The sequence below is a fragment of the Thalassobacter stenotrophicus genome (assembly GCF_001458315.1).
Classification (GTDB): domain Bacteria; phylum Pseudomonadota; class Alphaproteobacteria; order Rhodobacterales; family Rhodobacteraceae; genus Thalassobacter; species Thalassobacter stenotrophicus.
Window position 1 is genome coordinate 134,875 of the sequence record NZ_CYRX01000008.1, and the last position, 26,749, is coordinate 161,623.

The window sequence follows — 26,749 nt, forward strand, 5'->3', positions numbered from 1 at the left end:
ATGGCAACCACATTCGCGGCCTCGACCAATGCTCCGATAAAGGTCCTCATCATAGACGATTCCGCAACTATTCGCCGTTTGTTAAGTTTGGTCCTTGGGTCTGATCCTGAAATTTGCGTCGTCGGAGAGGCCGAAAACCCGATCGAGGCACGAGAACTGATTAAGCAAACTGACCCAGATGTTTTGACGCTTGATGTTGAGATGCCCAAGATGGATGGCATCGAATTTCTACGTCGCTTAATGCGGCTGCGACCGACACCTGTGGTCATGATTTCCACACTGACACACAAAGGCTCGGAAGCCGCTCTGACGGCTCTACAACTTGGAGCGGTCGATGTTTTTGGCAAACCTAGGCGTGCAGAGATATCGGAATGGCAGGGCCTCGTGTCTATGGTCAAAACCGCAGCGCGCGCGCGCGCTAGTCAGAATGCGGCGGTTAATCCAAACCTTGCGCCAGCGCGCCACGGTGCATGGACAGGCAAAATAGTAGCGATCGGGGCATCCACCGGCGGCGTAGACGCATTAGAAACCGTCCTAAGCAGATTTCCCACTGACTGCCCCCCCACGGTCATCGTCCAGCATATGCCGGAATTGTTTTTGACGTCCCTCGCGACCCGGCTCGATGCAAAATATGCGCCCATAATAAAGCTAGCCGAAAATGGTGCACCCCTGCGACCGGGGGCTGTGTTGATTGCACCTGGCGGTGATCATCATTTGAATGTTGGACACAGCCATCTGCGCGCCGAACTCGTCGGCTCTGACAAAGTGGCCGGACATCGCCCCTCGGTTGATGTCCTTTTCGGTTCGCTGGTTCCCCGCGCTGATAACGTTGTTGCAACGCTGCTAACGGGTATGGGCCGCGACGGAGCGGATGGTATGAAGCGTTTGCGTTCCCATGGTGCAATGACCATTGCTCAAAATGAGGCCACCTGCGTTGTTTATGGAATGCCTCGCGCAGCGATTGAAGCGGGCGCAGCCGACAAGATATTGCCTCTGACCGAAATTGGCGATGCGATCCTGGCACAAGCCGCGGTGCCAGTCGCAAGCAGATCGAGGGTCTAGACCGATCGAACAGGAAGCAACAAAAATGCAGCACGTGGGGCAGGGTGAACACGCAGTATCTGACAATCCATTGGTCGTGCTATCGACACTTCTTGGATCGTGTGTATCCACGTGCATGTTCGATCCTTTGGCGAAGGTTGGAGGCCTAAATCACATGGTCTTGCCCAACGATTCATCCAACGACCCCTTCGATTTGATGACCCAAGTCAACGCAATGGAATGTTTGATCAATGCACTACTTAAAAGCGGTGCGGTGCGCAGCCGATTGGTGGCAAAGGTGTTTGGGGGCGCTCGCATGATTGGTAGTTCCGCAGCCGTCGGCGAAAAGAATGCAGAGTTTGTTTTGTCTTTTCTGAGCGATGAGGGCATCCCGGTTGAAAGCCAGGATTTAGGTGGCACTCAAGCGCGTCGTATTCGGTTTGAGCCGACAACCGGCCGGGTGCAATTGAAGTTGGTCACGGATCGCCCAATTGAGCCGATTATCGCAGCCCCCAAGCCACCGGCGGCCAGTGGATTGGAGCTATTTTAGCTTCTAACTTTGGGCTGGCTTTCACAGAACAATCAAAAGCGAACCTAGCTCAGCGGCCTAATTTTTAGGCTAACAATCCGGTTTGCAACGCGGGATGTGATTTCAAACCTAAACCCGTGAAAGCTAAAGACCTGACCTGTTGTCGGGATAGACTGCGCTTCATGAATGACTAGGCCCGCAACGGTATTGGCCTCATCGTCGGGTAGGTTCCAGTCACAGGCACGATTCAGATCGCGAATGGTCATCGCACCATCAACGTTAAAGTTCCCCAGATTGTCTGGAGCTAGAACGCTGCCTTCGTCGATGTCATGCTCATCCGTGATCTCACCAACGATTTCCTCAAGGATGTCTTCGAGGGTGATCAGCCCCTGCAACGCGCCGTATTCATCCACCACGAGAGCAAAGTGCGTATGACGGCGTAGAAATTGCCGCATCTGTTCATCAAGCGTTGATGTTTCTGGCACAAAATAGGGTTTCATCGCGACGTCGGTCACTTTGAACGCCTCAAGAGCTGCGGCATTCGCATTCGGGCCACGCATCAGCCGGTCCATGGCGCGCAAGAGGTCTTTGGCATGAAGGACACCAATGATATTTTCCTGATCGCCCCGATAAACTGGCAGCCGCGTATAAGGCGACGCCAGACATTGACTAAGAATAGCCTCGGGGGCGTCATCGGCGTCAACCATTTCAATAGAGGAGCGATGCAACATGATTTCCTCGACCGTACGCTCCCCCAAATCAAGGGCCCCCATCAAACGATCCCGGTCTTCTTTCTCAAAACTCCCCTCGGAGTGGCCAAGCGAAATCGCGCCAGCGATTTCTTCCTGCGCAGACATAATCCGACTGTTCGGGTCAATCCGAACGCCAAACAGGGCGAGAACACCGCGCACGAGCGCCCGCACCGCAGTCACCACAGGGGAAAACACCACGATGACCACGGCGATCACCGGGGACACTCGCGATGCGGCGACCTCGGGGTTAGAGATGGCGTACGTTTTGGGCAGCACTTCAGCGAACACCAACACCAACAGCGTCATGACCAGCGTCGCCAAGGCCACGCCGCTTTCGCCGAACGCCCGAGTAAACAAGGCCGTCGCCAACGACGCCGCGAGGATATTCACAAGGTTATTGCCGAGCAGGACGGCCCCGATCAGGCGCTCATTGTCCTCGGTCAGGTGCAGCGCGCGCGCGGCACCGCCCGCGCCACGATCAGCCTGGGATCGCAGTTTCCCGCGGGAGGCGGCGGTCAATGCCGTCTCGGATCCCGAGAAGAAAGCCGACATGAACAAAAGGCCGACAATCCCTGCTGACGTCCACCAAAATGCGGCGTCAAAGGGAGAAGTTTCGAGGGCTACTGAAGCGTCAATTGGTGTCATGATTAGGGTATGGGGTCCTTGGGATAGGCTTTCAAGAGCGTTTCATAGGCCCAGTGCGCGAACGCCTGTCAGGACGCATCAGACGACAAAGGATGATTGTGGAGCACAAGGTCCTTTAACCGCGCATCAAGGACATGAGTGTATATCTCAGTTGTTGAGACATCTGCGTGCCCCAGAAGGGTTTGGATCACCCGCAAATCCGCGCCACCCGCTAACAAATGCGTCGCAAATGCGTGGCGCAGGGTGTGTGGCGTAATCTGGGATGGATCCAACTGGGCCTCAAGCGCGAAACGTTTGATCCGGGTAAAGAACCAATTCCGCGTGAGATGCCCCAATTTTCCATTGGACGGAAACAAGAACCGCGATGGAGGCGTTCCCGCTTCCATTCGGAGCGTATCTTCACGGGCATCGCGGATGGAGAGCCAATGACCAACGGCCTCTCGTGCATCGGGGGATAATGGCACCATTCGTTCACGGCCACCTTTGCCTCGGACCAACACCATGTTGGGGTTCCCGCGCACGGCCGCGACGGGCAGGCCAACCAATTCAGAGACGCGCATGCCCGTGGCGTACAAAAGCCGCATCAGTGCGGTATCCCGGGCGCGGTCATGTGCAGTTTTGGCGGTTTGTTCGGCCGCTAGAAGCAGGGCCTCAACCGCCTCTGGCGGCAATGTCTGTGGCAAGGATTTGGTTTTGCCCGGGCCCTTTATTTGCATCGCCGGGTTATCTGCGCGCCAGCCTTCTTCATAGGCAAAACGAAACAATTGCTTGAGCGCGGACAAGCGCCGGGCCCGGGTCGAAGCCGCCAATCCCTGGGCCTCACAATGGATCAGGTACGCCTCAACATCGGCCTTTGTAACTGCCGAAAACACATTCCCCGGCCCATCCGACCACGCCACGAAATCCATCAGATCGCGTGCATAGGCGAGCTGGGTGTTTTGGGCGGCGTCCAATTCGGCGGCCTGCGCCTCAATGAACGTATCGACCCAAAGGGCGGCATTGCGGGGGGCACTCATATCGCGCGTTCCATGAGCATAAGTTGCAGAGCTGCTTGCCGTGCGACAGCCTCCAACCCGTTGGTGCGCAGTAATACGAGGGCGGCGGCAATATCACCGGGATCGCTTTGCGCGCCGTCCTGCAAGAGTAAAAGCGCCCGCAACAAGGCCTCTCCCAAACGATTATCGGCAACGAGGGCGGCAAACGGCTCTGGTACCTGCGGGAGGGTAAAGCCCAATGTGATCGCCTCCGCCAAGGGGCCAAGCCCGCGCGGATCAGCGGCAACGCCCATCGCGATGGACCGTGCAAAAACGTCCCGGGGCAGGTCAGATCGCGCGTCCGAGGCCGCAACTTTCTCATACTCCTTGGACAGGAGACCGATTTTAAACGCCAATTGCGCCGCCGAGGGTGCAAGCGGCAGGTCCGTCAATTCTGCGCCGAACATCCGCGCAAAAGGGACTTGAAGGCCCGCGCGTGACATGGCGGCCCAGACCTCGGGCAGGGCGTTGGCGATTGCGCCGGGATCACCCGATTTCAACGCGGCGTCAAAGGCTTGAAAAGCGGCCGCACGGTCCCACACGCCACCTGATGCTGCCGGTTTGCGCTCCGTGTACAACGCCCGCAGACGCTCGGGTGCGATGGCTTGGGTGCGGACAAGCCGCTCTGCGGCCTCAATCTGAGCCTTCCAGCCGATTGTGTCGCGCAGGTCTGAAACGGCATAGGCGAGGGGCAGGGCCAAGGTCGCAGGCGGCTCACCCAACCCATCCAAAAGCCGAAAACGCAATGGCGTCATTTGACCCTGTAGTGAGGGCAGGGGCGTGCCCTCAAAGGCTTCGGGATCTAAAAACTGACCGAGCAATAGCGCATCGTCAGGGGCAATCTCACCAAGCGCGCGGCCTGCCTCAAGCGTGAGAGAGGCCGCGGCCCAGTCATCACCGCGCGAAAGGCAAAAAATACGCGCCCCGAGATCCTGGGTCAGATTAGGCGCACGGCGCAACGTGGCGCAGGCCTGCGCGTCATCGCCGCTAAGAAGGGACACGTCAAACCACAAGTCAAACAGCTTGGGCGTGTCGGCCCCAGCTTGCTCCAACAGGGCTTGGGCCTGATCAATGGCCCCAAACGCAATCAACCTCTCCACCCGGGTTCGCAACAGCGCGGTCCCGCCATCTGCGGTGGTTGGGGGCGACAGTTCGGCCAACAATAAAACCAGAGCGAGGTCTTGTAGGGCAGGCAAATCACTGGGGCGTAAGTCAGCCAGCAGGGTCAACAAACGCTCCGGCCTTGCATTCGCAAACGTATCGTTCGGCAACCCGGTAATCAGAGGCGACAACAGCCCAACACCGCCCAAGGTTTGCCCACCCAGCAGCGTGGTTTGGATGGGATCGCGCGCTTGTTCTGCTTGTGCTTCAGGCTCAACGATCAACCGCATTAAGGACGCAGGATCGGTCAACCACTCAATCGCCGAGCGCGGACCTTCTTGCGACGAAACGGGTTCATCGCCCCCCGACGCGAACGCAACTGTCACCATCAGCCCAAGCGCCGCAACGCTTGCAGCAGTTTTAGTTAACATCAACCGGCACCACCAAAGACACAGGTGCGACATCCGCCGTCAAAAGATACGAATAGCCGTACAGCCCCCCCGCGCCCAAAATCGCGAGGATCACGAGATATTTTACCAGTCTGCCCATGGACGCTGCCTTCTGTTGCTTTTATGCCCAAGATATAAATAGCACTCTCAGCCGCACCACGCCACCTAACGGAGCCATCAAACTTGCGCGAACACTTGCCAACCGCGACCGACTGCTCGCTCGTCCTGCTGAAACCCGTAGTTTTGGTGGGCATGATGGGCGCCGGAAAATCCGCTGTGGGGATGGCCTTGTCCAAACGCCTTGGGGTGATGTTTCGCGATTCCGACGCCGAGATTGAGCAAGCCGCCGCCTGTAGCATCGCCGAGATTTTTGCCCGCGACGGGGAGACGTTTTTCCGCGCCCGTGAGGCCGAGGTCATCGCGCGCCTTTTGCGTGAGGCGCCTGCGATCATCTCAACCGGTGGTGGGGCGTATCTTCGCCCCGAAACGCGGGATTTGATCACCGGCCATGGTGTTGCGGTGTGGCTGCGGGCCGATATCGAACTGCTTTGGTCACGTGTAAAACACAAAGACACGCGGCCCTTGCTGCGCACAGAAAACCCCAAGCAAACCTTGGCGGACCTGTTGGCTGCGCGCACACCGTCCTATGAGATGGCGGATTTGGTGGCCGACTGCCGTCCCGATTACAGCATTGAGGCCATGGTGGACGTCGTGATCGACGTCTTGAAAGACGCAGGCATTCTGACGGAGACCCCGGTATGAGCGAAAATGTAGTCCATGTCCCGTTGGGTGAGCGCGCCTATGACGTGCGGATCGGCGCGGGCCTTTTGAGCGTGGCCGGAGGCGCGATTGCGCCCCTCCTGAAGCGTCCTCGGGTGTTCGTGATCACCGAAACACGTGTGGCGGGTTTGCACCTAGCAACCCTTAAATCATCCCTCAAAACCGTCGGGATCAAAGGCCCAGTGCTGGAGTTGGAGCCGGGTGAGACCACGAAATCATGGGCGCATCTTCAAACATGCGTCGAATGGCTGCTGGATCATGAGGTTGAGCGCGGCGATATGGTCGTGGCTTTTGGCGGCGGCGTGATCGGGGATCTGGTCGGCTTTGCAGCTGCGATTTTGCGGCGGGGCGTGCGGTTTGTGCAGATCCCGACGTCTTTGCTGGCGCAGGTCGATAGTTCTGTTGGCGGCAAAACCGGGATCAACACGCGGCACGGCAAAAACCTTGTGGGGGCGTTTCATCAACCCACGCTTGTGCTAGCGGATGTTGAGGTGCTGGGCACCCTCGCGCCACGAGATTTCCTTGCCGGCTACGGTGAGGTCGCCAAATATGGTCTTTTAGGCGACGCGGATTTCTTCGCCTGGCTAGAGGCGAACGGCCCCGCACTTGCAAAAGGTGACATGGTTCTGCGCCAGCAGGCTGTGACCCGCTCCGTGCAAATGAAGGCAGACATCGTCGCCCGGGATGAAACTGAACAGGGCGATCGGGCGCTCTTGAACCTTGGCCACACTTTTTGCCACGCGTTAGAGGCCGCAACAGGCTACGACGGCGCGCGTCTGTTGCATGGTGAAGGCGTGGCTATCGGCTGCGCGCTTGCGTTTGAGCTGTCGTCGCGTTTGGGCCTGTGCAGCCAAGAGGCGCCAAGCCGCGTGGGCGAGCACCTTGATCAGATGGGGATGATGCGGGATTTGCGCGACATTTCCGGTGACCTGCCCGATGCGGCGGCACTTCTGACCCTCATGGGACAGGACAAAAAGGTTGTCGCAGGGCAGTTGCGGTTCATCCTTGCGCGCGGAATTGGAGCGGCCTTTGTCACTGGCGATGTGCCACGGGACGAAGTCTTGCGGGTCTTAGAGGACGCCGCCTAATCGCGCGCCTGATACCACGCTAGAACATACAGCCGAATGGCCCCGGCGAGGCCTGACTTCAGAACACGTTCTGCATCAATTTCGGCCGCCAAAGCATTGATACTTCTGCCTTCACGTGCCGCTATCGCACCGAAAGCTTCCCAAAACTCATCTTCAAGTGAAACGCTTGTGCGGTGTCCGCGCAACGTCAGTGAGCGTTTTTTCGGGCGGCTCATGTGTTAGGGGTTTCGGGCGCATCCCCGATCTTATGGCCATCAAGCTGGGTTTTGTCCTTACCGTCCAAACGACGCTCTAGGACACGTTGGTCTTTGGTGCGGCCGAACTTGACCGCATTTTCAGCGCCTCGCGCCGCTTTCTCAGTCCGCGCCCGGGATTTGCGGGCGCGGTTGAGATTGATCACGTTTTTATTGCTCAAACGCTATCCTTACTTAGGCCCGATCATCTGCTCGGGGCGTACGACTTTCTCAAACGTCTCTTCGTCCACAAACCCCAGCGCAATTGCCTCTTCCTTGAGGGTTGTGCCGTTTTTGTGTGCGGTTTTCGCGACCGTCGTTGCGTTGTCATAGCCGATGGTGGGCGCAAGTGCCGTCACCAGCATAAGGCTTTCGCGCATAATTCTGGCGATACGGTCTTCGTTGGCGCGGATGCCCGACACACAATTATCGGTAAAGGCCACCGCTGCGTCACCCAAAAGCTGCATGGATTGCAACACGTTATAGGCCATCATTGGCTTGTAGACATTCAGCTCAAAGTGCCCCTGCGAGCCTGCGAAACCAACGGCCGCGTCGTTCCCGAACACATGGGCACAGACCTGCGTCAGGGCTTCGCATTGGGTTGGGTTGACTTTGCCGGGCATGATCGACGAGCCGGGCTCGTTCTCGGGCAGCATCAATTCGCCCAGACCACAGCGCGGGCCAGAGCCGAGTAAACGGATGTCGTTTGCGATTTTGAACAGCGAGGCCGCTACGGTTTTTGTCGCACCGGACATTTCGACCATTGCATCGTGGGCGGCCAAGGCTTCGAACTTGTTAGGCGCAGTTACAAAGGGCAAGCCGGTGATTTCGGCCATGTTGGCGGCGACTTCCTCGCTCCAACCCGGTGCGGTGTTCAGGCCGGTGCCGACGGCTGTACCGCCTTGGGCCAATTCGTTGATCCGGGGCAGGGCCGCTTCGATGCGTGCAATCCCCATGCGCACTTGATGCGCGTAGCCCGAAAATTCTTGGGCCAATGTCAGGGGCGTCGCATCCATCGTGTGCGTGCGGCCAATTTTGATAATGCCATCAAACTCGGCAACTTTGGCTTCAAGTGCTTCTGCCAGTTTGACGAGGCCGGGCAACAGAACGTCACGCGCGGTCATCGCGGTGCCGATGTGCATGGCCGTGGGGAAGGTGTCGTTCGACGACTGACCCATGTTGCAGTGGTCGTTGGGGTGAACGGGGTCTTTGGTGCCCAATGTGCCGCCCAGCATTTCGATGGCGCGGTTGGCGATCACTTCGTTGGCGTTCATGTTGGACTGCGTGCCGGACCCTGTTTGCCACACGACCAGCGGAAAGTTATCATCCAGCTTGCCAGCGACGACTTCGGCAGCGGCGGCTTGGATCGCTTCGCCGATTTGGGCGGGTAGCTTGCCGGAGGCAGTGTTGGCCTTGGCACAGGCCTGCTTGATCACACCCAATGCGCGCACGATGGCAACGGGCTGTTTTTCCCAACCGATGGGGAAGTTCATGATCGAGCGTTGTGTCTGTGCGCCCCAATACTTGTCCGAAGGGACCTCCAGGGGGCCAAAGCTGTCAGTCTCGGTGCGGGTGGTGGTCATGATATGAATCCCTCAGGTGCGGTATGCTGTTGCATGCCGTTTAACGAGTCCCGACGCGGGGCACAAATGCGCACGTGTCGCAGCACGCAAGTTTGTTATTTGCGGAATTGATCCAATGACACAACTTGCCCATCGCCTTTGGGGGGCTCGGGTTGGTCATCATCATCGGGATCATCGTCATTGGCCTCAAGATCATCAGGCATGTCCTGAGTTTCAAACCGAAGACCAAATTCGACAGAAGGATCAACAAACGTCTTGAGCGCATCAAACGGGACCACAAGCGGTTCTGGCGTGTCACCAAAGTTCAACGTGATCGAAAAACCCTTATCGGTCACGATCAAGTCTTCGAACCAGTGTTGGATGACGATGGTCATCTCTTCGGGATACCGCTCACGCAGACGGTCTGCGATGGCCACGCCTGAGTGGGTCGTGTCAAAGCTGATAAAGAAGTGATGATCGCCGGGCAGGCCCTGTTCAGCTACACGCGTCAGCACATTCTGAATGAGCCCACGCATCGCGTTATGCATCAGATTTCCGTAGTCAATAGATGCAGTCATTGCGAACACTCTTTGTCAAATCGGTCATGTACCACCATAGGGGATTCTATGGTCATTGCCATAGTTAACGCGTTGCAATTTGAGAGGGAAGGTAAGTGCAGGTTTCTGTTGCCAGGTACCTGCGAACCCCGCCTAGAGCTGCTAAGCTCTAGGACTTAATTTTCGGTTTTCCGAACTGCTTACGCAGCCAGGGCTACCGGAGCATTGTTGTCATTTGCAACTAGCTTAAGTGAACCAATAACGGTGGTATCCCGCCGCGTGAAAGCTAACACCTTTAAACGTCCGTCGATCCTGTTTCGACCCCGCGCGTCCCTCAAATGAAGGGAGTGTTGGTGGAGTCGCCGGGTACCGCCCCCGGGTCCGAGCCGTGTATTACGAGCGCGTTTATCACGATAGTCCCGTTGCCGAGACACCTCTGATATAAGCGCCCATTGCCCAAGGTGCAAGGGCTCAGAGGTGAGGCCAGTTCACGGCCAATGCGCCAACGCCTACGACCAGCTCGGTCACAAAAAAGCCGAACTTTCTCTGGGTCCAGCCCTCTAACATGCCCGAGGTGACACGCCCCATAGCGCCACCAAGCCATACAAACCCAATCATCGCGTAGCCCGCGGGTGTGTTCATGATCAACGCACCGATCCCCACCAGCACGAACAAAGCCCCCGACGCGGCCCGAATTTCTGATGTGCCCATGCCGCGGACGCTGCCATCCGTGAGGCCAAGGAGGCTCATGGTGTAGCGTGGCGCAAGCCAGCCAATGGCGCCAAGCCCAACGGACAACGCCACAAATATCAGATTGAAAATTAGGTCCATGCTCAAAAGCTCCTTTTAACTATGTACGGCGCAGCCGAGCGATTGGACCAATGAAAACGCCCCGGCGATGTTACGTACATCCGGGGCGCGCTCAAAGTCAGGTGGAAAGGCGATTAGAAGCCGGCTTTGATTTTTTCAAATTCTGCGGCCTGCATTTCGCGAAGGCGTCCATCCATGGGCAGCTGTGCCAGTACAGGCGCGCTGATTTGGCCAAGGCCCGATGCTACAAGAGCCTCTTCGCCTTTGTCCGCCATCGCAACCGCGTTGGACTGGCCGTAGCCAGCATCCAACAGGGCCGTGGTCGAGGTTGGCGCGAGCATTGCGTTCACGAAGTCATAGACCAGATCCTCGGACGCGCCGGTGCCTTCGGCCATTTTCACGTAGCCACACAGCCAAAGCGAAGACCCTTCGGCCGCCTCGCGTTGAAAGCCGATGGGGAAGCCTTCGTCGACCATTGTGGGCAGCGTTTCGTTCCACGCCCAGCTGACCAGCACCTCACCGGAGGCAAGCAGTTGGCTCAGCTCGGCAGGGTCGGTCCAATAGGTGCGCAGGTTGGCGTGCGCCTGACGCAGCCAGTCGGATGCGGCGGCGAACTGCTCGGGCGTCGCGTTTTGCCAGTTGGTCGTACCGGTGGCCAGATAACCAAGCGCGTAGGCGTCATCCACATTGTCGGGCAAAGTCATGCGGCCCGCGTACTTTGGGTTCAAGAAGACGTTGAGCGAGGCAACATCCTCGGCGGGGACGTCCTCAGCGTTGTAGGCAATGGCGGTCGAGCCATAGTCGACCGGCAAGAAGAACACCTCGCCTTGACCGCTGATTTGCTCACCCGCGAGATCGGTGTCGAGGTTGCCCCATTGATCCAGTTTCGCCGTATCCCACGGTACAATGATGCCGGATTCGATGAACTTAGTGGCAGAGCCCGCGCAGATATGGGTCACGTCCGCCTTGAAGCCCGAGCGAAGCTTTTGGAAGGCTTCTTCCTCGTCGCCAAAGAACGAAAACTCTGGGCTCTGACCGTGTTTGGTCACATAATCCGCGTGGAACGCAGGGTCTTCGAAACCGGCATAGTCAAAGACCAGCAAGTCGGCCTGTGCGGCGGAGGCAAATGCGAGGGCTGTGCCCGTCAAAAGGGTGAGTTTCAGTGTCATGGGTCACTCCCGTTGGACCATTCTGTTGAAGCGGAAACTAGAGCCGGAAGGCCGCCGCTTCAAGCGTGATATATAGGTGTTACGTGCCAGCCCTGCGCGCGCGGTACGTATCGGCCAATTCTAGCGTGTAGGTTTCCAACTCATGCAGTAGTGCTGTCACCTCATCTGCGTCGCGCGCCTTGAGGGCATTGGCCATCCCGATATGCAGCGCCACGATCCGGGCACGGTCCCGCGCGGGAAAGGTGATCATATTCATCAAGGGCTGCATCGCCTCAACCGCCCCAGCGAGTTGATAAGACAGTACCGGGTTGTCGGCGGCATCTACAAAGGCCCGGTGAAACGCCACGTCACTTGCACAGAATGCTTCATCACTCAGGGCAGGGTCACTTTGGCGGTCCACCTCAGCTTTCATCAGATCAAATGTCTCACGCTCGCGCCGGGCACAGGCAAGACCTGCGCAGGCACGCTCCAGCGTAAAGCGGGCCTCACAGGCGGTCTCAAAGCTGACGGCATTCATAGACAGCAAGAGTGTTGAGGTGCTGATGTGCTGGGTGACGGCCGCATCAAACGTCAGTTTATTCACGAACGCGCCGCCCGTGTGGCCGCGCTGTGTGCGGATCAGGTTTTGTGCTGCGAGCCGCTTCAAAGCCTCGCGTACGGTGCTGCGCGACACGTCAAATTTCTCACACAGATCAGCCTCAGACGGGAGGCGATCATCGGACAAGAGCACGCCCGAGATGATTTCTTGGCGCAGTGCATCGGCAATTTTCGCCGATAGATCAGAGGCAGACGGTGACGCGTTTTTCATTTGTCAGACAATTGAAAAACTGCGACAAGCTGCCCCACGCAAATCGGTCGTTTGAGTCGGGGGAGGGTTCGCACGATGCAGTCAGTCATTCGGTCCACTTTGTGGCTAGTTTTCTTTGCCAGCATTCTTGCGGCTTGGTGGCTTATGTATGCCATGAGCATCGGCATGGGGCTAGACGTTTTTGGCCGCGCGACGCCTGCGATGAACCCGATGATGATGGATATGATGATGGGCAGCTTTGTGCCACTGTTCATCATGTGGGCTGCGATGATGGCGGCGATGATGTTGCCGACGCTGGTCCCGACACTGCGCGCCTACGAAGACTTGATCGCAAACGCTGATGGCACCCGGACAGGGTGGTCAGGCGTGTTGCTGGGCTACTTTGCCGTTTGGGTCGCATTCGCTGCGGGCATCGCAGCACTGCAATTGGGCCTACGGGGGGCCGGGTTGTTGGATATGATGGGGGCTGCGACGTCACTGTGGATCACGGCGGCCCTTTTGATCGCGGTTGGTGTCTTTCAGTTTAGCCGCACCAAAGAAATCTGCCATGGGGTGTGCCACGCGCCCATGCATTACTTTCTCGGCCACTGGCGCACCGGTTTTGCGGGCGGGCTGCGCATGGGCCTGAGCCTTGGCGCATTTTGTGTCGGCTGTTGCTGGGGCTTTATGGCGCTTGGCTTTGCGGGCGGCGTCATGAGCCTGTTGTGGATGGGGGCTGCGACCCTGTTCATGGTCCTCGAAAAACTCCCGCAAATCGGCCATCGTCTTACGAAACCAATGGGCTTTGCCCTCATCGCTGGCGGCCTCGTGCTGGCGGCCAACATTCTGTTCAACGGAGCCTGATATGTCCAAACAACGCGCTGAAGCAGACCGGTTGCCCATATCGCAACGGATCGACCAACGGATGCCCAACCCGGGCCGCCGCACGATGAACCCCACAAACTGGGCCATTCAGGGTGAGCTGTTTCTCAACTGCTCATGCACCGTGTTTTGTCCCTGTGTTGTGTCGCTCGGCGCGCATCCTCCCACCGAGGGGCATTGCCACGCGTGGATGGCCATCGCGATTGATGACGGCCACTTTGAGGGCGAAAGCCTTGCCGGTCTGAACGTCGGCCTTTTGGTCGATATTCCCGGCCGCATGGGCGAGGGCAACTGGAAGGTCGCGGCCTACGTCGACGAAAATGCGACCGGCAAAGCCTACAACGGCCTGCTGCAAATCCTGTCTGGCGCGGCTGGCGGCACCACGGGTCTGTTCACCATGCTCGTGTCCGAGATCATCGGCGCCGAACGTGCTCCCGTTGAGATCGTGCGTGATGGCAAGAAACGCTCCATCAACATCGGGCGCAAAATCCAAGGCGAGATTGAGATGATTGACGGCAAAAGCCCCGATCACCCCGTCATGGTGTCCAACTCCAAGTACTGGATGGGTCCCGACATCATCGCCGCGACCGGTCTGCGGTCTAAGGTCCGTGACTACGGGCGCGTTTGGGACTTTGGCGGCAAATCCGCCGAAATCTGCCCGATTAACTGGGGTGGCCCAAAGCCGCTCTGATGCCGTCTTTATGATCTTTGGAGGGATCTAACATGGCCGCAATCGCGTTTTCGCGTCGTCTGCGTCGCACCAACTTTGCCGAAGGTGTGGAGGCCGCTGGTGCCAAGGGGTACACAGTCTATAATCACATGCTCTTGCCGACGGTGTTCCGCTCGGTTGAGGAAGACTATCACCACCTCAAGTCTGCGGTGCAGATTTGGGATGTCGCGGTTGAGCGACAGGTGGAATTGCGCGGGCCTGATGCCGCGCGTCTGATGCAGATGCTCACGCCACGTGACCTGCGCGGCATGCTGCCGGGGCAGTGTTTCTACATCCCAACAGTGGATGAAACCGGAGGCATGTTGAACGACCCCGTGGCCGTCAAACTGTCCGAGGACCGTTGGTGGATCTCAATTGCTGACAGCGATCTGTTGCTGTGGGTCAAAGGCATCGCCTACGGCTACCGCTTGGATGTACTGGTGGATGAGCCTGACGTCAGTCCGCTCGCGATCCAAGGGCCAAAGTCAGATGAGTTGATGTCGCGCGTGTTTGGCAGCACCGTGTCGGATCTGCGGTTCTTCCGGTTCGGCCACTTCGACTTCCAAGGACGGGACATGATTATCGCGCGCTCTGGTTACTCCAAGCAGGGTGGTTTTGAGATTTACGTCGAAGGCGCCGATATCTGCATGCCTCTGTGGAATGCGCTGATGGAGGCGGGCAAGGACCTAGACGTGCACGCCGGGTGCCCCAACCTGATTGAGCGGATTGAGGGCGGTTTGCTATCCTATGGCAACGACATGACCCGCGAAAACACGCCCCACGAATGTGGCCTTGGCAAATTCTGCAACACGCAGACTGCGATTGGTTGTGTGGGCCGGGATGCCCTGTTGCGCGTTGCCAAAGAAGGCCCGGTCAAGCAAATCCGCGCCATTGCGATTGATGGCCCAGTGGGGCCCTGTGATCGCCCGTGGAAGCTAATGGCCAAGGGCAAGCAGGTGGGGCAGGTGACCTCGGCCGCGACGTCCCCTGATTTTGGCGGCTCCGTCGGGATTGGCATGGTGCGTATGACCCATTGGGACGACGGCACCGAACTAACGGTCGAAACCCCCGACGGCCCCAAAGGCGCCATCGTTAAAGAAAAATTCTGGATTTAAGGAGAGAGACCCATGTTCAACGCTCTGGTTGTGACCAAAGACGATGAAGGCAAGACCCACGCAGCGGTACAGTCGCTGACACTGGACGATTTGCCTGCGGGCAACGTCACTGTGGCGGTGGAATTCTCGACCGTTAACTACAAGGATGGGCTGTGCATTGGGCCCGGCGGCGGCTTGGTGCGGAACTATCCGCACGTCCCCGGCATCGACTTTGCCGGCACGGTAGAGGCATCGGACGATGACCGCTACAAACCCGGCGACAAGGTCGTACTGACAGGCTGGCGCGTCGGCGAAGCGCATTGGGGCGGCTACGGCCAAAAGGCGCGCGTCAACGCGGATTGGCTTGTCCCACTGCCCGAAGGCATCACAACGCGCCAAGCAATGGCTGTTGGTACTGCTGGTTTCACTGCAATGCTCGCCGTGATGGCGCTTGAGGCACACGGCATCAAGGATGGCCCCGTATTGGTCACAGGTGCCGCTGGTGGCGTTGGTTCGGTCGCAACGGCAATCCTGTCGAACCTGGGCCATGAAGTAGCCGCCGTGACAGGACGGCCCGAAACAGCCGATTACCTCAAAGACCTTGGCGCGACCCAGATCGTAGCCCGTGAGGACATCAATGAGACAACCAAACGTCCGCTAGAGGCCGAAGCATGGGGCGGTTGCGTCGATGCGGTGGGCGGCGACATGCTGGCGCGCGTTTTGGGCCAGATGAAGTATGGCGCCAGCGTTTCGGCCGTCGGTCTTGCGGGTGGTGCGGCTTTGCCAGCCACCGTCATCCCGTTTCTGCTGCGCGGCGTGAACCTTTTGGGTATCGACAGCGTCATGCAGCCTTACGAAAACCGTGTCGCTGCGTGGAAACGTATCGCAAGCGATCTGCCCATGGAAAAACTAGAAGCCATGGTGCAGCCCGCCACGCTGAGCGATCTGCCGCAACTGGGTCGCGATATCCTTAAGGGCAACGTCAAAGGCCGCGTCGTTGTGGACTTAAACGCTTAGGCAACAGCCTAAGTCACCAAGCCTAAATCACTTTCGCGCGTTCGGAACCATCCGAGCGCGCATTTTCTTTGGTTTTTTGCAAATTTTGCCCGCTGTGTTAGGCTTACTCTACAAAATTATTAAAAAACAGGGACTGAGATTATGCCAATCAAAGAACCAATCACGATGCTGCCGATTAAAACGGCGGCGAGTGGCTTCTACAAAGGCTTTACCAAAGACGTCACCGTCACGGCCAAGATCTTGGTCGGGGCGCTTATTATCTGGGCCATCGCTTTTCCGGACCAAGCGGCCAGTGTGCTGGGGTCCATCAATGGGTTTATCCTTGCCTCTTTTAGCTACTGGTACGTCTATGCGATGGCGTTCTTTGTGGTGTTGTGTTTCCTGCTCGCGCTGTGGCCATCGGCGGGGCGCATGCGATTGGGGCTGGAAACGGACCGGCCTGAGTTTTCCAATTTCTCATGGTTTTCCATGATGTTCGGGGCAGGGATCGGCATCGGGATGCTGACCTTTGCCACTGCTGAGCCGATGTATCACTGGGCCTCAAACCCCTCGACGATTATGGGCCAGACCGAAGGATCAACCGCCGGCAACGTCCGCTCAGCCTATGTGTGGTCGTTCACGCACTGGGGGTTGGCGGCGTGGGCGTCCTACGCGATTGTGGGGCTTGCCTTGGGCTTTTTCTCCTACAGGCGGGGGCTTCCACTGACGATCCGCTCCGCGCTCACTCCAATTTTTGGTGCCAAACTGTCGGGTCCGATTGGGCATACCGTAGATGTCGTGGCCGTTGTCGCGACTGTTCTTGGCGTGGCTCAAACGTTGGGCTTTGGGGTTGAACAGTTCGTATCGGGCCTTGTGCGGATCGGCTTTGGCGATTGGCTTCAGGTGACGGCAGCGGACGGCAGTGTCAGCTCCTCCACTACCGGGATCGTGGTCGCGCTGGTTGTCATTATGGGGGCCTCGACCCTGTCGGCGCTTTCGGGCGTGGGTAAAGGCATCAAGTGGCTTTCGAACATCAACATGGGGCTGTCGTTCTTTATCCTCGCGTTCTTCTTGGCGTTTGGGTCAACCTTCTTTGGCCTCCAGGCGCTGTTTGTTGGCATCTGGGATTATCTGGCCTCGATCCCTGGCAATATCCTCACCGTGTGGTCCGCAGACGGGACCGAGCAGGGCGATGCATTGGCCGATTGGCAGGGTGGCTGGACCATCTTCTATTGGGCATGGTGGATCGCGTTTGCACCTTTTGTCGGCGTATTTCTGGCGCGGATTTCCAAGGGCCGCACGATCCGTGAATACGTTCTGGGGCGATGATTATCCCTGCTCTGATGTGCTTTGTTTGGTTCGCGATCGTAGGTGGCACCGCCATCGATCTGGAACTGAACGGGGCTGCCAATGGGGCCATCACCGGCGCGGGCCAAGCCGATCAGCTGTTCGCGATGCTGGCGGTTATCCTCTCCGAAAGCCTTGCTTGGATCATGTCCGTCATCGTTGTGATCTTGCTTCTGACTTATCTCGTAACGTCGGCCGATAGCGCGGTTTTGATCATTAACACGATCAACGCCGCTGGTGACGAAGGGCCCAAAGCACGGCCGCACATTTTGTTCTGGGGTGCTGCGCTGGCCTTTGTGGTCGGCGGCTTGATTATCGCTGGCGGTCTGGGTGCGATCCAAACGGCCATGGTCATCGGCGCGCTTCCCTTCAGCTTTGTGATGGTCTTGATGGGCATCGCTTTGGTCAAGGCGATTTGGCGCGATGGTCTGCGCGAAAAGCACGGGCTTGAAACAACGGTTAGCCCAGCAGAATAGACGCCGATCCAGACGATAGTGAATGGCCCCTTCGGGGGCCATTTGCCTTTTTGTGTGGATATCGAAAATCTGCGTCCGCACCACTAAATGAGGGTGGAAAACCTGTGCGCAGTTCTAAATGAGGGGGAAGCCGATGTTGGAGATCAGATGCCCACGCCCCCCATTTTGTACTGGATGCGCCGCGACCTGCGGCTTGCCGACAATCCCGCGCTAAGTGCGGCCATTGCAACAGGTGCGCCAGTCATCCCGGTCTTTGTGCTTGACCCTGAGACTGAAGCCCAAGGCGCCGCACCATTGTGGCGGCTCGGCTTGTCCATTGCCCAAATAGCCAAGGACCTAGAAACTAAAGGCAGCCGCCTGATCCTGCGCAAAGGGAATGCGCTGGACGCGCTAAAGACGCTAGCCGCGGAAACAGGCGCCAAGACGGTAATGTGGAACCGGCTTTATGATCCGGTGGCGCGCACCCGCGACACAGACGTCAAAGATGGGTTGCGCCAGGCAGGGCTGGACGCCAGCAGCCACAACGGACATCTGCTGTTTGAACCCTGGACCGTTGAGACAGGGAAGGGCAGTTTCTACAAGGTCTACACCCCCTATTGGAAGGCTGTGCGGGATCGTGATCCGGGGGCTGCGTTGCCCGAACCCAGCGTCATACCTGCGCCGGAAGTATGGCCCAGTTCCGAGCTGCTTGCCTCATGGGATCTTGGTCGTGCGATGGGACGTGGGGCCGACGTTGTCAGCGCCCATGTCACCGTAGGTGAGGCTGCCGCACGCGCCCGCCTTGATGCATTTATCGACGGTCGGGTCGATCGCTACAATTCAGCCCGCGATATGCTGGCCGAAGACGGCACCAGTCGTCTGTCCGAAAACCTGACCTACGGAGAGATTTCGACGCGAACGGCGTATTTGGCGGGTCGCGCTGCGTTGGAGCGGGGTGACACGCAGGCCGAGACATTTCTGAAAGAACTGGTCTGGCGCGAGTTCGCCTATCATCTTGTGTACCACACACCGCGGATCACGACCGAAAATTGGCGCCCCGAATGGGATCAATTTGGCTGGCAAACCGATGGACCCCAGGCGGAGAGCTGGCGGCGCGCGCAGACAGGTTTGCCCGTGGTCGATGCCGGCCTGCGGGAGATGTATGTCACCGGCTACATGCACAACCGCGCGCGCATGTTGGTCGCGAGTTACCTGACCAAACATCTTTTGACCCATTGGAAAATTGGGGAGGCTTGGTTTGCTGACTGCTTGATTGACTGGGACCCAGCCAGTAACGCGATGGGCTGGCAATGGGCTGCGGGGTCTGGCCCTGATGCGTCACCCTATTTCCGGGTGTTTAATCCCGAAACGCAGGCCGAAAAATTTGACCCAAAGGGCCACTATCGGCGCCGCTGGATAGCGGAGCAGGATCCGAATCCGCAGCCAACAGCCCTCAGCTATTTTGAGGCGATCCCCGAAAGTTGGAACATGAATGTGCGCGATGGTTACCCCTTGCGCCCTTTGATTGACACATCCGAAGGTCGGGTCCGCGCGCTAGAGGCCTACACGGCGCTAAAATCCGGTTAGCCTTTCTAAAAATGTAACCATATGCGGCACTTGTTAAGAACCGCACTATCTGTCAACTTGGCCTTACACATCCTGCGACAGGAACGCGAATGACACTTCTGACGACGACCGACGGTCAAAAAAATCTCCCACGCTATTTTGCCCGCGTTTTCGCAGTGGCACAGTTGGTCCAAAACGGACGTCTGGATATCCACCTCCCCGATGGGCGTAGCTTTCGGGTTGAGGGGCCGCAGCCTGGTCCAGTGGCCGAAATGCATGTTCATAACGTTGACCTATTTGCCCGCACAGTGCGCGATGGTGATGTCGGTTTTTGCGAGGCCTACATGGACGGCTGGTGGGACACCCCCGACCTGATGGCCTTCTTTGATTTCGTACATGCAGATAACGAAGCCATTTATGACGGCTATCCCGCGCTGACACTGGTCAAAGCCTATGAACGTGTGCGGTTCTGGCTTCAGCGGAACACCAAAAAACAGGCTCGTAAGAATATCTCAGCTCACTATGACTTAGGCAATGATTTCTATAAGTTATGGCTCGATGATACGATGACGTACTCGTCCGCGTTGTTCAAAACCGGACAAGAAAGCACCGAGAGCGCACAAATCCAAAAGTACGAAATGATGGTCGACCAAATGGGCGTAGAGCCCGGCGACCATGTGCTGGAAATCGGCTGCGGCTGGGGCGGTTTTGCGGAATATGCAGCCAAGGAACGAGGCCTGAAGGTCACTGGCCTGACGATCAGTCAAGAACAGTTTAACTACGCTGTAGACCGCATTGAAAAAGCTGGACTTTCTGATCTGGTCACCTTCAAATTGCAAGATTACCGCGACGAGACAGGTACCTACGACGGCATCGCCTCAATCGAAATGTTTGAAGCTGTGGGTGAGCAGTATTGGCCCACATATTTTCAAACTCTCCGCGATCGCTTGAATCCCGGGCGCAATGCGACATTGCAGATCATCACGGTGCAGGACAAACGCTGGCACTCGTACCGCAAGGGCGTAGATTTCATCCAAAAGTATATCTTTCCGGGTGGGATGTTGCCCAGCCCAATGCGCCTAAGCGAAGAAATTGAGGCCGCTGGTTTGCGCAAAGTGAAAGACATCGAGTTCGCCGAAAGCTACTCTGTCACCCTGCGTCGTTGGTTCGAAACCTTTAACGAACGCTGGGAACAGGTCGCCTCGTTAGGATTTGACGATCGCTTCCGTCGGATGTGGAATGTGTATTTAACCTCTTGCGCGGCGACATTTCATTCGCGCACATGTGATGTACTTCAGATAACCGTAGAAAAACCAAAGTAATTCGACATGCCCACCGCCGCAAAACTCATATGCGCCTTCGCCATGGCGGCGGTTGGCTATCTTTCTTCCGAAATCGTTGTCCTCCAAACACTTGAAGAAGGTGTGCGGGTCGGTTGGTTCCAAGAATACAATGCACTGCTTGGCTTTTTCTTTGGCTGGCGGTTGTTGGGGCGGATGGTCGGCGAGGCTATTTCGATCTCTATGATGAACGGCCTGTTTGTAGGCGGTTTATTGATGGCTTTGGCTCTGGTCTCGCAGGGGTTTTACACAATGATTACTGAATCGTTAGACCTCAGCTACGACAGCCCCGAGAAAGCCCTGAACGGCATGCTGAACTTTACGGCATCCTACGCCGTTCAGATTTTCGACAGCGTCGTATTGGGCTTCCACTTTGGACTCTCTGTCTTGGCCGGGCTAATCGGTCACTTCACGGCGCGTAACTGGCGGTGAAGGATTTCTTTTTCTTCGGAACGCTCCGCCACATGCCGCTATTGCGGATCGTCATGGGGCGGGAGCCCTCTGTCTCAGCCGCAGAGTTACCCGGGTTTTCCGTGCGCCATGTGGAGGGCGCGGATTTTCCCATGCTCGTAGCGTCACCCAACTGCATTGCAATCGGGATTCTAGTCGAAAACGTCACCAAGGCAGAGCAAGAGCGGCTCAACTTCTATGAGGCAGGCTTTGTTTTTGACCTGATGGAGCAAACGGTCGAAACCAACAACGGGCCGAAGTCTACGATGGTTTATCGCGCGCGGGGACTGTCACCTGGCGAGGTGCCTTGGGATTTGGACGCTTGGGTTGCAAAGCATGGCGCCATGACGGTTGAGGCTGCCGCGGAAATCATGCGCGCGCATGACGCCGGAATGAGCGTCGAGACGTTAACACGGCGTCAGGCGATTATCCGTGCGAGGGCACATTCAACGATCAGCACATCGCAATCGCGCCGGCCTGAAACGATCAGCGCGGGTGCGATGCGCGCGGATGTAACCATCCACGAGACCCGCCATCCGTATGAGGCGTTCTTTCGTGTGGACGAAGTCACGCTGTCGCACAAAGCTCACGACGGTGGAGAGGTCGGCCCGATTGATCGCGCGGTGTTTGTTGTGACAGATGCCGTAACTGTACTTCCCTATGATCCCGTGCGCGACCGAGTTCTGTTGATTGAGCAAATTCGGATCGGCGCATTGGTGCGCGGGGACCAACAACCGTGGATGCTCGAACCTGTGGCCGGAATGATTGACGCAGGGGAAACCCCAGAGCAGACCGCTTTGCGCGAAACGCACGAAGAAGCTGGGCTGACGCTGACGCCGAATAATTTACACCATATTTCAACCTATTACCCCAGCCCTGGGGGAATTGCGCAGCGATTTGTGTCCTACGTTGCAGTCTGTGATCTGCCGGATGCGGCCGCCGGATTGGGCGGGGAAAGCACCGAGCATGAGGACCTTCGGGCGCATTTGGTGCCCTTTGATACCCTCATGAAAATGGTGCGCTCAGGTGAGGCTGCAAACGCGGCATTGATCATCAGTGCACAATGGTTGCAAGCGGAGCGAAATCGCCTTCAGGCAGGTGCTTGAAGTCGCTTTAACCCGCGCGTAACACTGGCCTCACACCAGCAGGAGGCGACCTATGACCATCCATTCCACGCTCGCGGCAGCAATTGGAAACACTCCCTTGATCCGGTTGCGCGCCGCATCTGAGGCGACGGGATGTGAGATCCTTGGGAAGGCCGAATTCATGAACCCCGGGCAATCCGTCAAGGACCGGGCGGCGTTGTATATCATTAACGCGGCAATCGCCTCGGGCGCGCTAAAACCCGGCGGTACGATTGTTGAGGGTACTGCGGGCAACACCGGGATCGGGCTTGCGCTGGTTGGGGCGTCGATGGGTTTCAAGACGGTGATCGTTATCCCCGAGACGCAGAGCCAAGAGAAAAAGGACATGCTGCGGCTGGCTGGTGCCGAATTAGTGCAGGTTCCGGCCGCCCCCTACAAGAACCCCAACAATTACATCCGCTATGCCAAGCGGCTTGCAGAACAGCTGGCACAGACCGAACCGAATGGGGCGATCTTTGCCAACCAATTCGACAACACCGCCAACCGGCAAGCTCATATTGAGACGACCGGCCCTGAGATTTGGGCACAAACCGATGGCAAGGTAGATGGCTTTATCTGTGCCGCGGGTTCGGGCGGCACAGTGGCCGGCATGGCACAGGCGCTTCAACCCAAGGGTGTGAAGGTCGGCCTCGCCGATCCAATGGGCGCCGCACTCTATAGCTTTTACACTGAGGGCGAGTTGAAGTCTGAGGGCGGCAGTATCTCCGAAGGGATCGGGCAGGGACGTATCACCGCCAATCTCGAAGGCTTCACGCCCGATTTCGTATGCCGTGTTACTGATGAGGAAGCGTTGCCCATTGTATTCAACCTTCTGCGTGACGAAGGGTTGGTCATGGGCGGCTCAACCGGTGTGAACATCGGCGGCGCAATCAAGATGGCCAAAGAAATGGGTCCCGGACATACCATCGTCACCATCCTGTGTGACTACGGCAATCGCTATCAATCCAAGTTGTACAATCCTGAATTCCTCAAGTCCAAAGGCTTGCCTGTGCCGGAATGGCTGGACCGTGCGCCCCAAGACCTGCCCACAGTTTTTGAAGACGTTTAATGAACCGCTCCTTCGAAGCGCAGGCTAGTTTAATCAACATGAAAGAGCTTACATCGCACATGAAAGCGGTATCATTCCATCTCTTCTTCTCACTCCTAGTAAGCGTGACGCTTCTGTTGGGGGCGGCATCTGCGCAAAATACACGCGCCACACTCACCGCTGAGGATTATGCTCAGTGGGAACGCCTCGCGTCACGGGCAGAGGACGTTATCGACCGCGCGCTTGCATCCACAGGCGCGCTTGAGGCTTTGCGAGATCAGATTGATGATGCGCGCACACAATTCTCTGACGGCCGTTTGGCCAATGCAGCTCGCATCGCGACGTTACGTGATCAGATTGCAGCGCTCGGCCCAGAGCCTGCCGATGGCATCACCGAACCGGAAGAAATCGCGACACGCCGCGCGGAGTTGGCGGCGCAACTCCGTGCCCAAGAGGCCCCCGGCTTTGCCGCGACGGAGGCCTTTCAACGCGCGGGTGGCCTGATTGGCGAAATAGACCAAATCATCGCCAGCCGCCAAACTGAGGCTTTCTTTAACCTTGAGCGCGGAGCGATCAACGTCGCCAACTGGCTGCCCGCCATCGACGCACTGAACAAGTATTCGGACCAAGTAAGTACCGAAGTTGAGCGCGCCTTTGATACAGAGACGGAGCGCGCTGCGCTGCGCAGTAATTCGGTTCCCATTGCTCTCTATCTGATTGTTGCCGCAGTGCTTCTGTTGCGTGCTGGTCGTTGGATCGAGCGCGGTAAGGCAGCACTTCTGCCAAGCCAAGACACGCCAAAAGGCCGCGCCATCAGCTTTTTCGCAAGCTTTATACGTATGGCCCTGCCGCTGGTCGGCCTTATCCTGATCGGGCGTGCGCTTGAACTTGCAGGTCTTTCGGGCATCCGACTGACAGCACTTATCGACACGCTTCTTCCAATTGGCATCGCGATCCTTGCTGCGCGCTGGTTGGGCATCTTAGTCTTCCCCAAAGGCGATGCGCACCGCGTTGTTCTAGATCTAGACGCATCGGTCCGCGCAAAAGCCCGCAGGCAGACCCTCGGCTTAGCGCTCCTGTATTCAGTCGCTACGCTATTGAACGTTCTGCAAAACACGGGCGAGGGGGTGGCAGAGTACGTCTCTGTCCTGACATTCCCGGTGATCGCACTGGCAGGCATCGTATTGATCCGTCTCGCGTTAACCGTGTTGCGTGCAGCGCGCGCCGCGGCTGAGGGCAACGAAGACATTCCGGTCCTAACCCGCGCATTGCGCTTGATCGCCAAGATAGTGATCATCGTTGGCATCACAGCCCCTGCATTGTCATTGGTCGGTTACAGCACTGCGGCGCACCTTTTGATCTGGCCGACAATCATTTCGCTTGGCCTTTGGGCTTTGCTCGCGGCGCTTCAGTCTCTGATTGAGGATATCTTTGCTTGGGTGACGCAACGCGATGAGGATGCAGGCGACGCACTAATCCCAACTTTGATTGGGATCGTTTTGTGGGTGCTTGCGACCCCCGTCTTCGCTCTTATCTGGGGTGTGCGATGGGCCACGCTGACCGAGCTTTGGTCGAGCTTTCTGAATGGAGTTTCGATTGGTGGCACGGTGATTTCACCGACCAACTTCATTACATTCGCCATAGTTTTCGCCATCGGTTATACGATCACTCGCTTGCTACAAGGGGTTTTGCGCAACTCCGTTTTGCCCAAAACGCGCCTAGATAGCGGTGGTAAAAACGCTATCCTGTCAGGCGCCGGATACATCGGCTTTTTCATCGCGGCTTTGGTTGCGATCACGCTTGCGGGCATTGACCTATCTGGCCTCGCGATCGTTGCAGGTGCTTTGTCGGTTGGTATCGGTTTTGGTCTTCAGACCATCGTATCGAACTTTGTGTCCGGTATTATTCTGCTCATCGAACGCCCGATCAAGCTTGGCGACTGGATATCCGTCGGCAGCGTATCTGGCTATGTGCGCGACATCTCAGTCCGCTCCACTCGGATTGAAACGTTTGACCGCCAAGATGTGATCGTGCCCAACGCCGACCTGATCGCAGGCGTCGTGACGAACTACACTTTGGGGAACACAACGGGCCGGGTCATCGTGCCCGTGGGCGTGGCCTATGGCACCGATACACGGCGCGTCGAAGGTATCCTAAAAGAGATCGCAGAAAGCCACCCCATGGTCCTGCTCAATCCCGGACCAGCCGTTGTTTTTCAAGGGTTTGGTGCAGATAGCCTAGATTTCGAAATTCGCGCATTCCTGCGGGATGTGAACTGGATGATGAGCGTTAAATCCGACATGAACCATTCGATTGCGGAGCGGTTTGTGAAAGAAGGCATCGAAATTCCATTCGCACAGCGGGACGTTTGGCTCCGCAATCCCGAGGCACTTAGCACACAAGAGCCAAGCTCATGACAGAGCCTTTATTTCGGTCGGAACCCTACGCTAAAACCGCTTCTGCGCGTGTCGTCGGGCATACGGATGAGGGCGGGATTATATTAGACCGTTCGCTTTTTTATCCACGTGGCGGGGGGCAGCCAGGCGATTCTGGGCGATTGGCGTGGGATGGTAGAACACTTGATATAGCAACGGCCGTAAAGATGGATTTGGACGATATTGCTATTATCCCCGCGACGCCGGATCCGTTACCGCCCATTGGCGCCGACGTTGAGCAAAGGCTAGATTGGGATCGGCGCTATGCCCACATGCGGATGCATACGGCTTTGCATTTGCTGTCGGTCGTTTTGCCGTTTCCGGTGACAGGCGGCTCGATTGGAGCGGACAAGGGGCGGTTGGATTTCAATATGCCAGATCCAATTGATGACAAAAACACCATTCAGGCCAAACTCAGTCAGCTCATTGCCGGGTATTTTGACGTTACCGAAAGTTGGATCACGGATGCAGGACTTGCCGCCCAGCCCCATTTGGTAAAGACGATGTCCGTCGCACCCCCAATGGGCAGCGGTCGTGTTCGTTTAATACGGATCGGTTCTGAGAGCAGGACAGTTGATTTGCAACCTTGCGGTGGAACGCACGTTGTCAACACCCGAGAGATTGGTGCAATAAAAATCGTCAAGATTGAAAACAAGGGACGGATGAACCGTCGTGTCTCAGTCGCCTTTGCAGACTGAGACGAGCATCAGAAAAGCAGTTTGATCGGCCTGTTTGAGAAATAGAGAAGTGTTGTCGCCAAATTTTC

The 26,749-nt window shown here is 57.3% G+C and carries 26 protein-coding genes, 1 other RNA gene and 1 pseudogene; 16 read left to right on the top strand and 12 right to left on the bottom strand.

The genetic code is table 11. The annotated features are described in order from the left end of the window. Together THS5294_RS01910 and THS5294_RS18500 are read left to right on the top strand one after the other, a co-directional pair. On the top strand, nucleotides 1–1,062 hold the full coding sequence (locus THS5294_RS01910) for a protein-glutamate methylesterase/protein-glutamine glutaminase (RefSeq protein WP_058122410.1): 1,062 nt from the start codon (nucleotides 1–3) through the stop codon (nucleotides 1,060–1,062). Nucleotides 1,063–1,276: 214 nt separating this feature from the next. Beyond that, nucleotides 1,277–1,591 carry a chemotaxis protein CheD gene (locus THS5294_RS18500; protein ID WP_233486386.1) on the top strand — a complete coding sequence of 105 codons (315 nt, stop codon included), beginning with the start codon at nucleotides 1,277–1,279 and terminating at the stop codon, nucleotides 1,589–1,591. Between the two features lie 44 nt (nucleotides 1,592–1,635). Here the strand turns inward: THS5294_RS18500 and THS5294_RS01920 are convergent, their stop codons facing one another. The 4 genes from THS5294_RS01920 to THS5294_RS18685 form a co-directional block, all read right to left on the bottom strand. Continuing rightward, the gene (locus THS5294_RS01920; RefSeq protein ID WP_058122412.1) at nucleotides 1,636–2,967 is read right to left on the bottom strand and encodes an HlyC/CorC family transporter; all 1,332 of its coding nucleotides are present in this window, start codon (nucleotides 2,965–2,967) and stop codon (nucleotides 1,636–1,638) included. A 68-nt stretch (nucleotides 2,968–3,035) separates the two neighbouring features. Continuing rightward, on the bottom strand, nucleotides 3,036–3,983 hold the full coding sequence (locus THS5294_RS01925; RefSeq protein WP_058122413.1) for a tyrosine recombinase: 948 nt from the start codon (nucleotides 3,981–3,983) through the stop codon (nucleotides 3,036–3,038). Next, the gene (locus tag THS5294_RS01930; RefSeq protein ID WP_058122414.1) at nucleotides 3,980–5,533 is read right to left on the bottom strand and encodes a hypothetical protein; all 1,554 of its coding nucleotides are present in this window, start codon (nucleotides 5,531–5,533) and stop codon (nucleotides 3,980–3,982) included. Before THS5294_RS01930 ends, THS5294_RS01925 begins: the two co-directional genes overlap by 4 nt. Continuing rightward, nucleotides 5,523–5,651 carry a hypothetical protein gene (locus THS5294_RS18685; RefSeq protein WP_268873742.1) on the bottom strand — a complete coding sequence of 43 codons (129 nt, stop codon included), beginning with the start codon at nucleotides 5,649–5,651 and terminating at the stop codon, nucleotides 5,523–5,525. The genes THS5294_RS01930 and THS5294_RS18685 overlap by 11 nt, the downstream gene beginning before the upstream one ends. A gap of 83 nt (nucleotides 5,652–5,734) precedes the next feature. Between THS5294_RS18685 and THS5294_RS01935 the strand changes: the two genes are divergently transcribed. Beyond that, nucleotides 5,735–6,313 carry a shikimate kinase gene (locus tag THS5294_RS01935; protein WP_255347896.1) on the top strand — a complete coding sequence of 193 codons (579 nt, stop codon included), beginning with the start codon at nucleotides 5,735–5,737 and terminating at the stop codon, nucleotides 6,311–6,313. After that, the gene (gene aroB, locus THS5294_RS01940) at nucleotides 6,310–7,419 is read left to right on the top strand and encodes a 3-dehydroquinate synthase (RefSeq protein ID WP_058122415.1); all 1,110 of its coding nucleotides are present in this window, start codon (nucleotides 6,310–6,312) and stop codon (nucleotides 7,417–7,419) included. The genes THS5294_RS01935 and aroB overlap by 4 nt, the downstream gene beginning before the upstream one ends. Here aroB and THS5294_RS01945 read toward each other — a convergent pair. The 8 genes from THS5294_RS01945 to THS5294_RS01975 all read right to left on the bottom strand — a co-directional run bounded on the left by THS5294_RS01945 (nucleotide 7,416) and on the right by THS5294_RS01975 (nucleotide 12,558). Next, nucleotides 7,416–7,634 carry a ribbon-helix-helix domain-containing protein gene (locus THS5294_RS01945; RefSeq protein ID WP_058122416.1) on the bottom strand — a complete coding sequence of 73 codons (219 nt, stop codon included), beginning with the start codon at nucleotides 7,632–7,634 and terminating at the stop codon, nucleotides 7,416–7,418. The two genes, aroB and THS5294_RS01945, sit on opposite strands and share 4 nt — an antisense overlap. Beyond that, entirely contained in the window at nucleotides 7,631–7,834 is a 204-nt protein-coding gene (locus THS5294_RS01950) for a DUF4169 family protein (protein ID WP_072936721.1), read from the bottom strand. The genes THS5294_RS01945 and THS5294_RS01950 overlap by 4 nt, the downstream gene beginning before the upstream one ends. A gap of 9 nt (nucleotides 7,835–7,843) precedes the next feature. Next, nucleotides 7,844–9,235 (bottom strand): class II fumarate hydratase, encoded by a 1,392-nt coding sequence (gene fumC / locus THS5294_RS01955; RefSeq protein WP_058122417.1) that lies wholly within the window; start codon nucleotides 9,233–9,235, stop codon nucleotides 7,844–7,846. Between the two features lie 95 nt (nucleotides 9,236–9,330). Continuing rightward, a complete protein-coding gene (locus THS5294_RS01960) occupies nucleotides 9,331–9,792 on the bottom strand; it encodes an SspB family protein (RefSeq protein ID WP_058122418.1) in 462 nt (153 codons plus the stop codon). 94 nt (nucleotides 9,793–9,886) lie between these two features. After that, nucleotides 9,887–10,242, bottom strand: a transfer-messenger RNA (tmRNA) gene (gene ssrA, locus THS5294_RS17870). Next, on the bottom strand, nucleotides 10,243–10,602 hold the full coding sequence (locus THS5294_RS01965) for a DUF4345 family protein (RefSeq protein WP_038003001.1): 360 nt from the start codon (nucleotides 10,600–10,602) through the stop codon (nucleotides 10,243–10,245). Between the two features lie 113 nt (nucleotides 10,603–10,715). Further along, nucleotides 10,716–11,750: an ABC transporter substrate-binding protein gene (locus THS5294_RS01970; RefSeq protein ID WP_058122419.1), complete on the bottom strand. Its 1,035-nt coding sequence runs from the start codon at nucleotides 11,748–11,750 to the stop codon at nucleotides 10,716–10,718. A 79-nt stretch (nucleotides 11,751–11,829) separates the two neighbouring features. Next, complete coding sequence (locus THS5294_RS01975; RefSeq protein WP_058122420.1) at nucleotides 11,830–12,558, bottom strand: FadR/GntR family transcriptional regulator; 729 nt, start codon at nucleotides 12,556–12,558, stop codon at nucleotides 11,830–11,832. 75 nt (nucleotides 12,559–12,633) lie between these two features. Between THS5294_RS01975 and THS5294_RS01980 the strand changes: the two genes are divergently transcribed. From THS5294_RS01980 to THS5294_RS02035, 12 genes and pseudogenes are all read left to right on the top strand, one after another. Further along, complete coding sequence (locus tag THS5294_RS01980; RefSeq protein WP_058122421.1) at nucleotides 12,634–13,401, top strand: DUF2182 domain-containing protein; 768 nt, start codon at nucleotides 12,634–12,636, stop codon at nucleotides 13,399–13,401. Between the two features lies 1 nt (nucleotide 13,402). Then, nucleotides 13,403–14,110 carry a DUF1326 domain-containing protein gene (locus THS5294_RS01985; protein WP_038002993.1) on the top strand — a complete coding sequence of 236 codons (708 nt, stop codon included), beginning with the start codon at nucleotides 13,403–13,405 and terminating at the stop codon, nucleotides 14,108–14,110. Nucleotides 14,111–14,142: 32 nt separating this feature from the next. Next, on the top strand, nucleotides 14,143–15,243 hold the full coding sequence (locus THS5294_RS01990; protein WP_058122422.1) for a dimethylsulfoniopropionate demethylase: 1,101 nt from the start codon (nucleotides 14,143–14,145) through the stop codon (nucleotides 15,241–15,243). Between the two features lie 12 nt (nucleotides 15,244–15,255). Further along, a complete protein-coding gene (gene acuI, locus THS5294_RS01995) occupies nucleotides 15,256–16,239 on the top strand; it encodes an acryloyl-CoA reductase (RefSeq protein ID WP_058122423.1) in 984 nt (327 codons plus the stop codon). Between the two features lie 141 nt (nucleotides 16,240–16,380). After that, nucleotides 16,381–18,041: pseudogene (locus tag THS5294_RS02000) on the top strand (BCCT family transporter). A gap of 147 nt (nucleotides 18,042–18,188) precedes the next feature. Then, nucleotides 18,189–19,607, top strand: coding sequence for a cryptochrome/photolyase family protein (locus tag THS5294_RS02005; RefSeq protein ID WP_058122445.1), 1,419 nt, complete (start codon nucleotides 18,189–18,191; stop codon nucleotides 19,605–19,607). Nucleotides 19,608–19,696: 89 nt separating this feature from the next. Continuing rightward, a complete protein-coding gene (locus THS5294_RS02010; RefSeq protein WP_058122424.1) occupies nucleotides 19,697–20,908 on the top strand; it encodes an SAM-dependent methyltransferase in 1,212 nt (403 codons plus the stop codon). Between the two features lie 6 nt (nucleotides 20,909–20,914). Continuing rightward, a complete protein-coding gene (locus THS5294_RS02015) occupies nucleotides 20,915–21,358 on the top strand; it encodes a TrgA family protein (protein WP_038002983.1) in 444 nt (147 codons plus the stop codon). Beyond that, on the top strand, nucleotides 21,355–22,482 hold the full coding sequence (locus THS5294_RS02020; protein WP_072936722.1) for an NUDIX domain-containing protein: 1,128 nt from the start codon (nucleotides 21,355–21,357) through the stop codon (nucleotides 22,480–22,482). Before THS5294_RS02015 ends, THS5294_RS02020 begins: the two co-directional genes overlap by 4 nt. A 52-nt stretch (nucleotides 22,483–22,534) precedes the next feature. Continuing rightward, nucleotides 22,535–23,569 carry a cysteine synthase A gene (locus tag THS5294_RS02025; protein WP_038002981.1) on the top strand — a complete coding sequence of 345 codons (1,035 nt, stop codon included), beginning with the start codon at nucleotides 22,535–22,537 and terminating at the stop codon, nucleotides 23,567–23,569. Between the two features lie 59 nt (nucleotides 23,570–23,628). Continuing rightward, a complete protein-coding gene (locus THS5294_RS02030) occupies nucleotides 23,629–25,965 on the top strand; it encodes a mechanosensitive ion channel family protein (protein ID WP_072936728.1) in 2,337 nt (778 codons plus the stop codon). Then, nucleotides 25,962–26,681 (top strand): alanyl-tRNA editing protein, encoded by a 720-nt coding sequence (locus THS5294_RS02035; protein ID WP_058122427.1) that lies wholly within the window; start codon nucleotides 25,962–25,964, stop codon nucleotides 26,679–26,681. Before THS5294_RS02030 ends, THS5294_RS02035 begins: the two co-directional genes overlap by 4 nt. The last annotated feature ends 68 nt before the right edge of the window (nucleotides 26,682–26,749 follow it).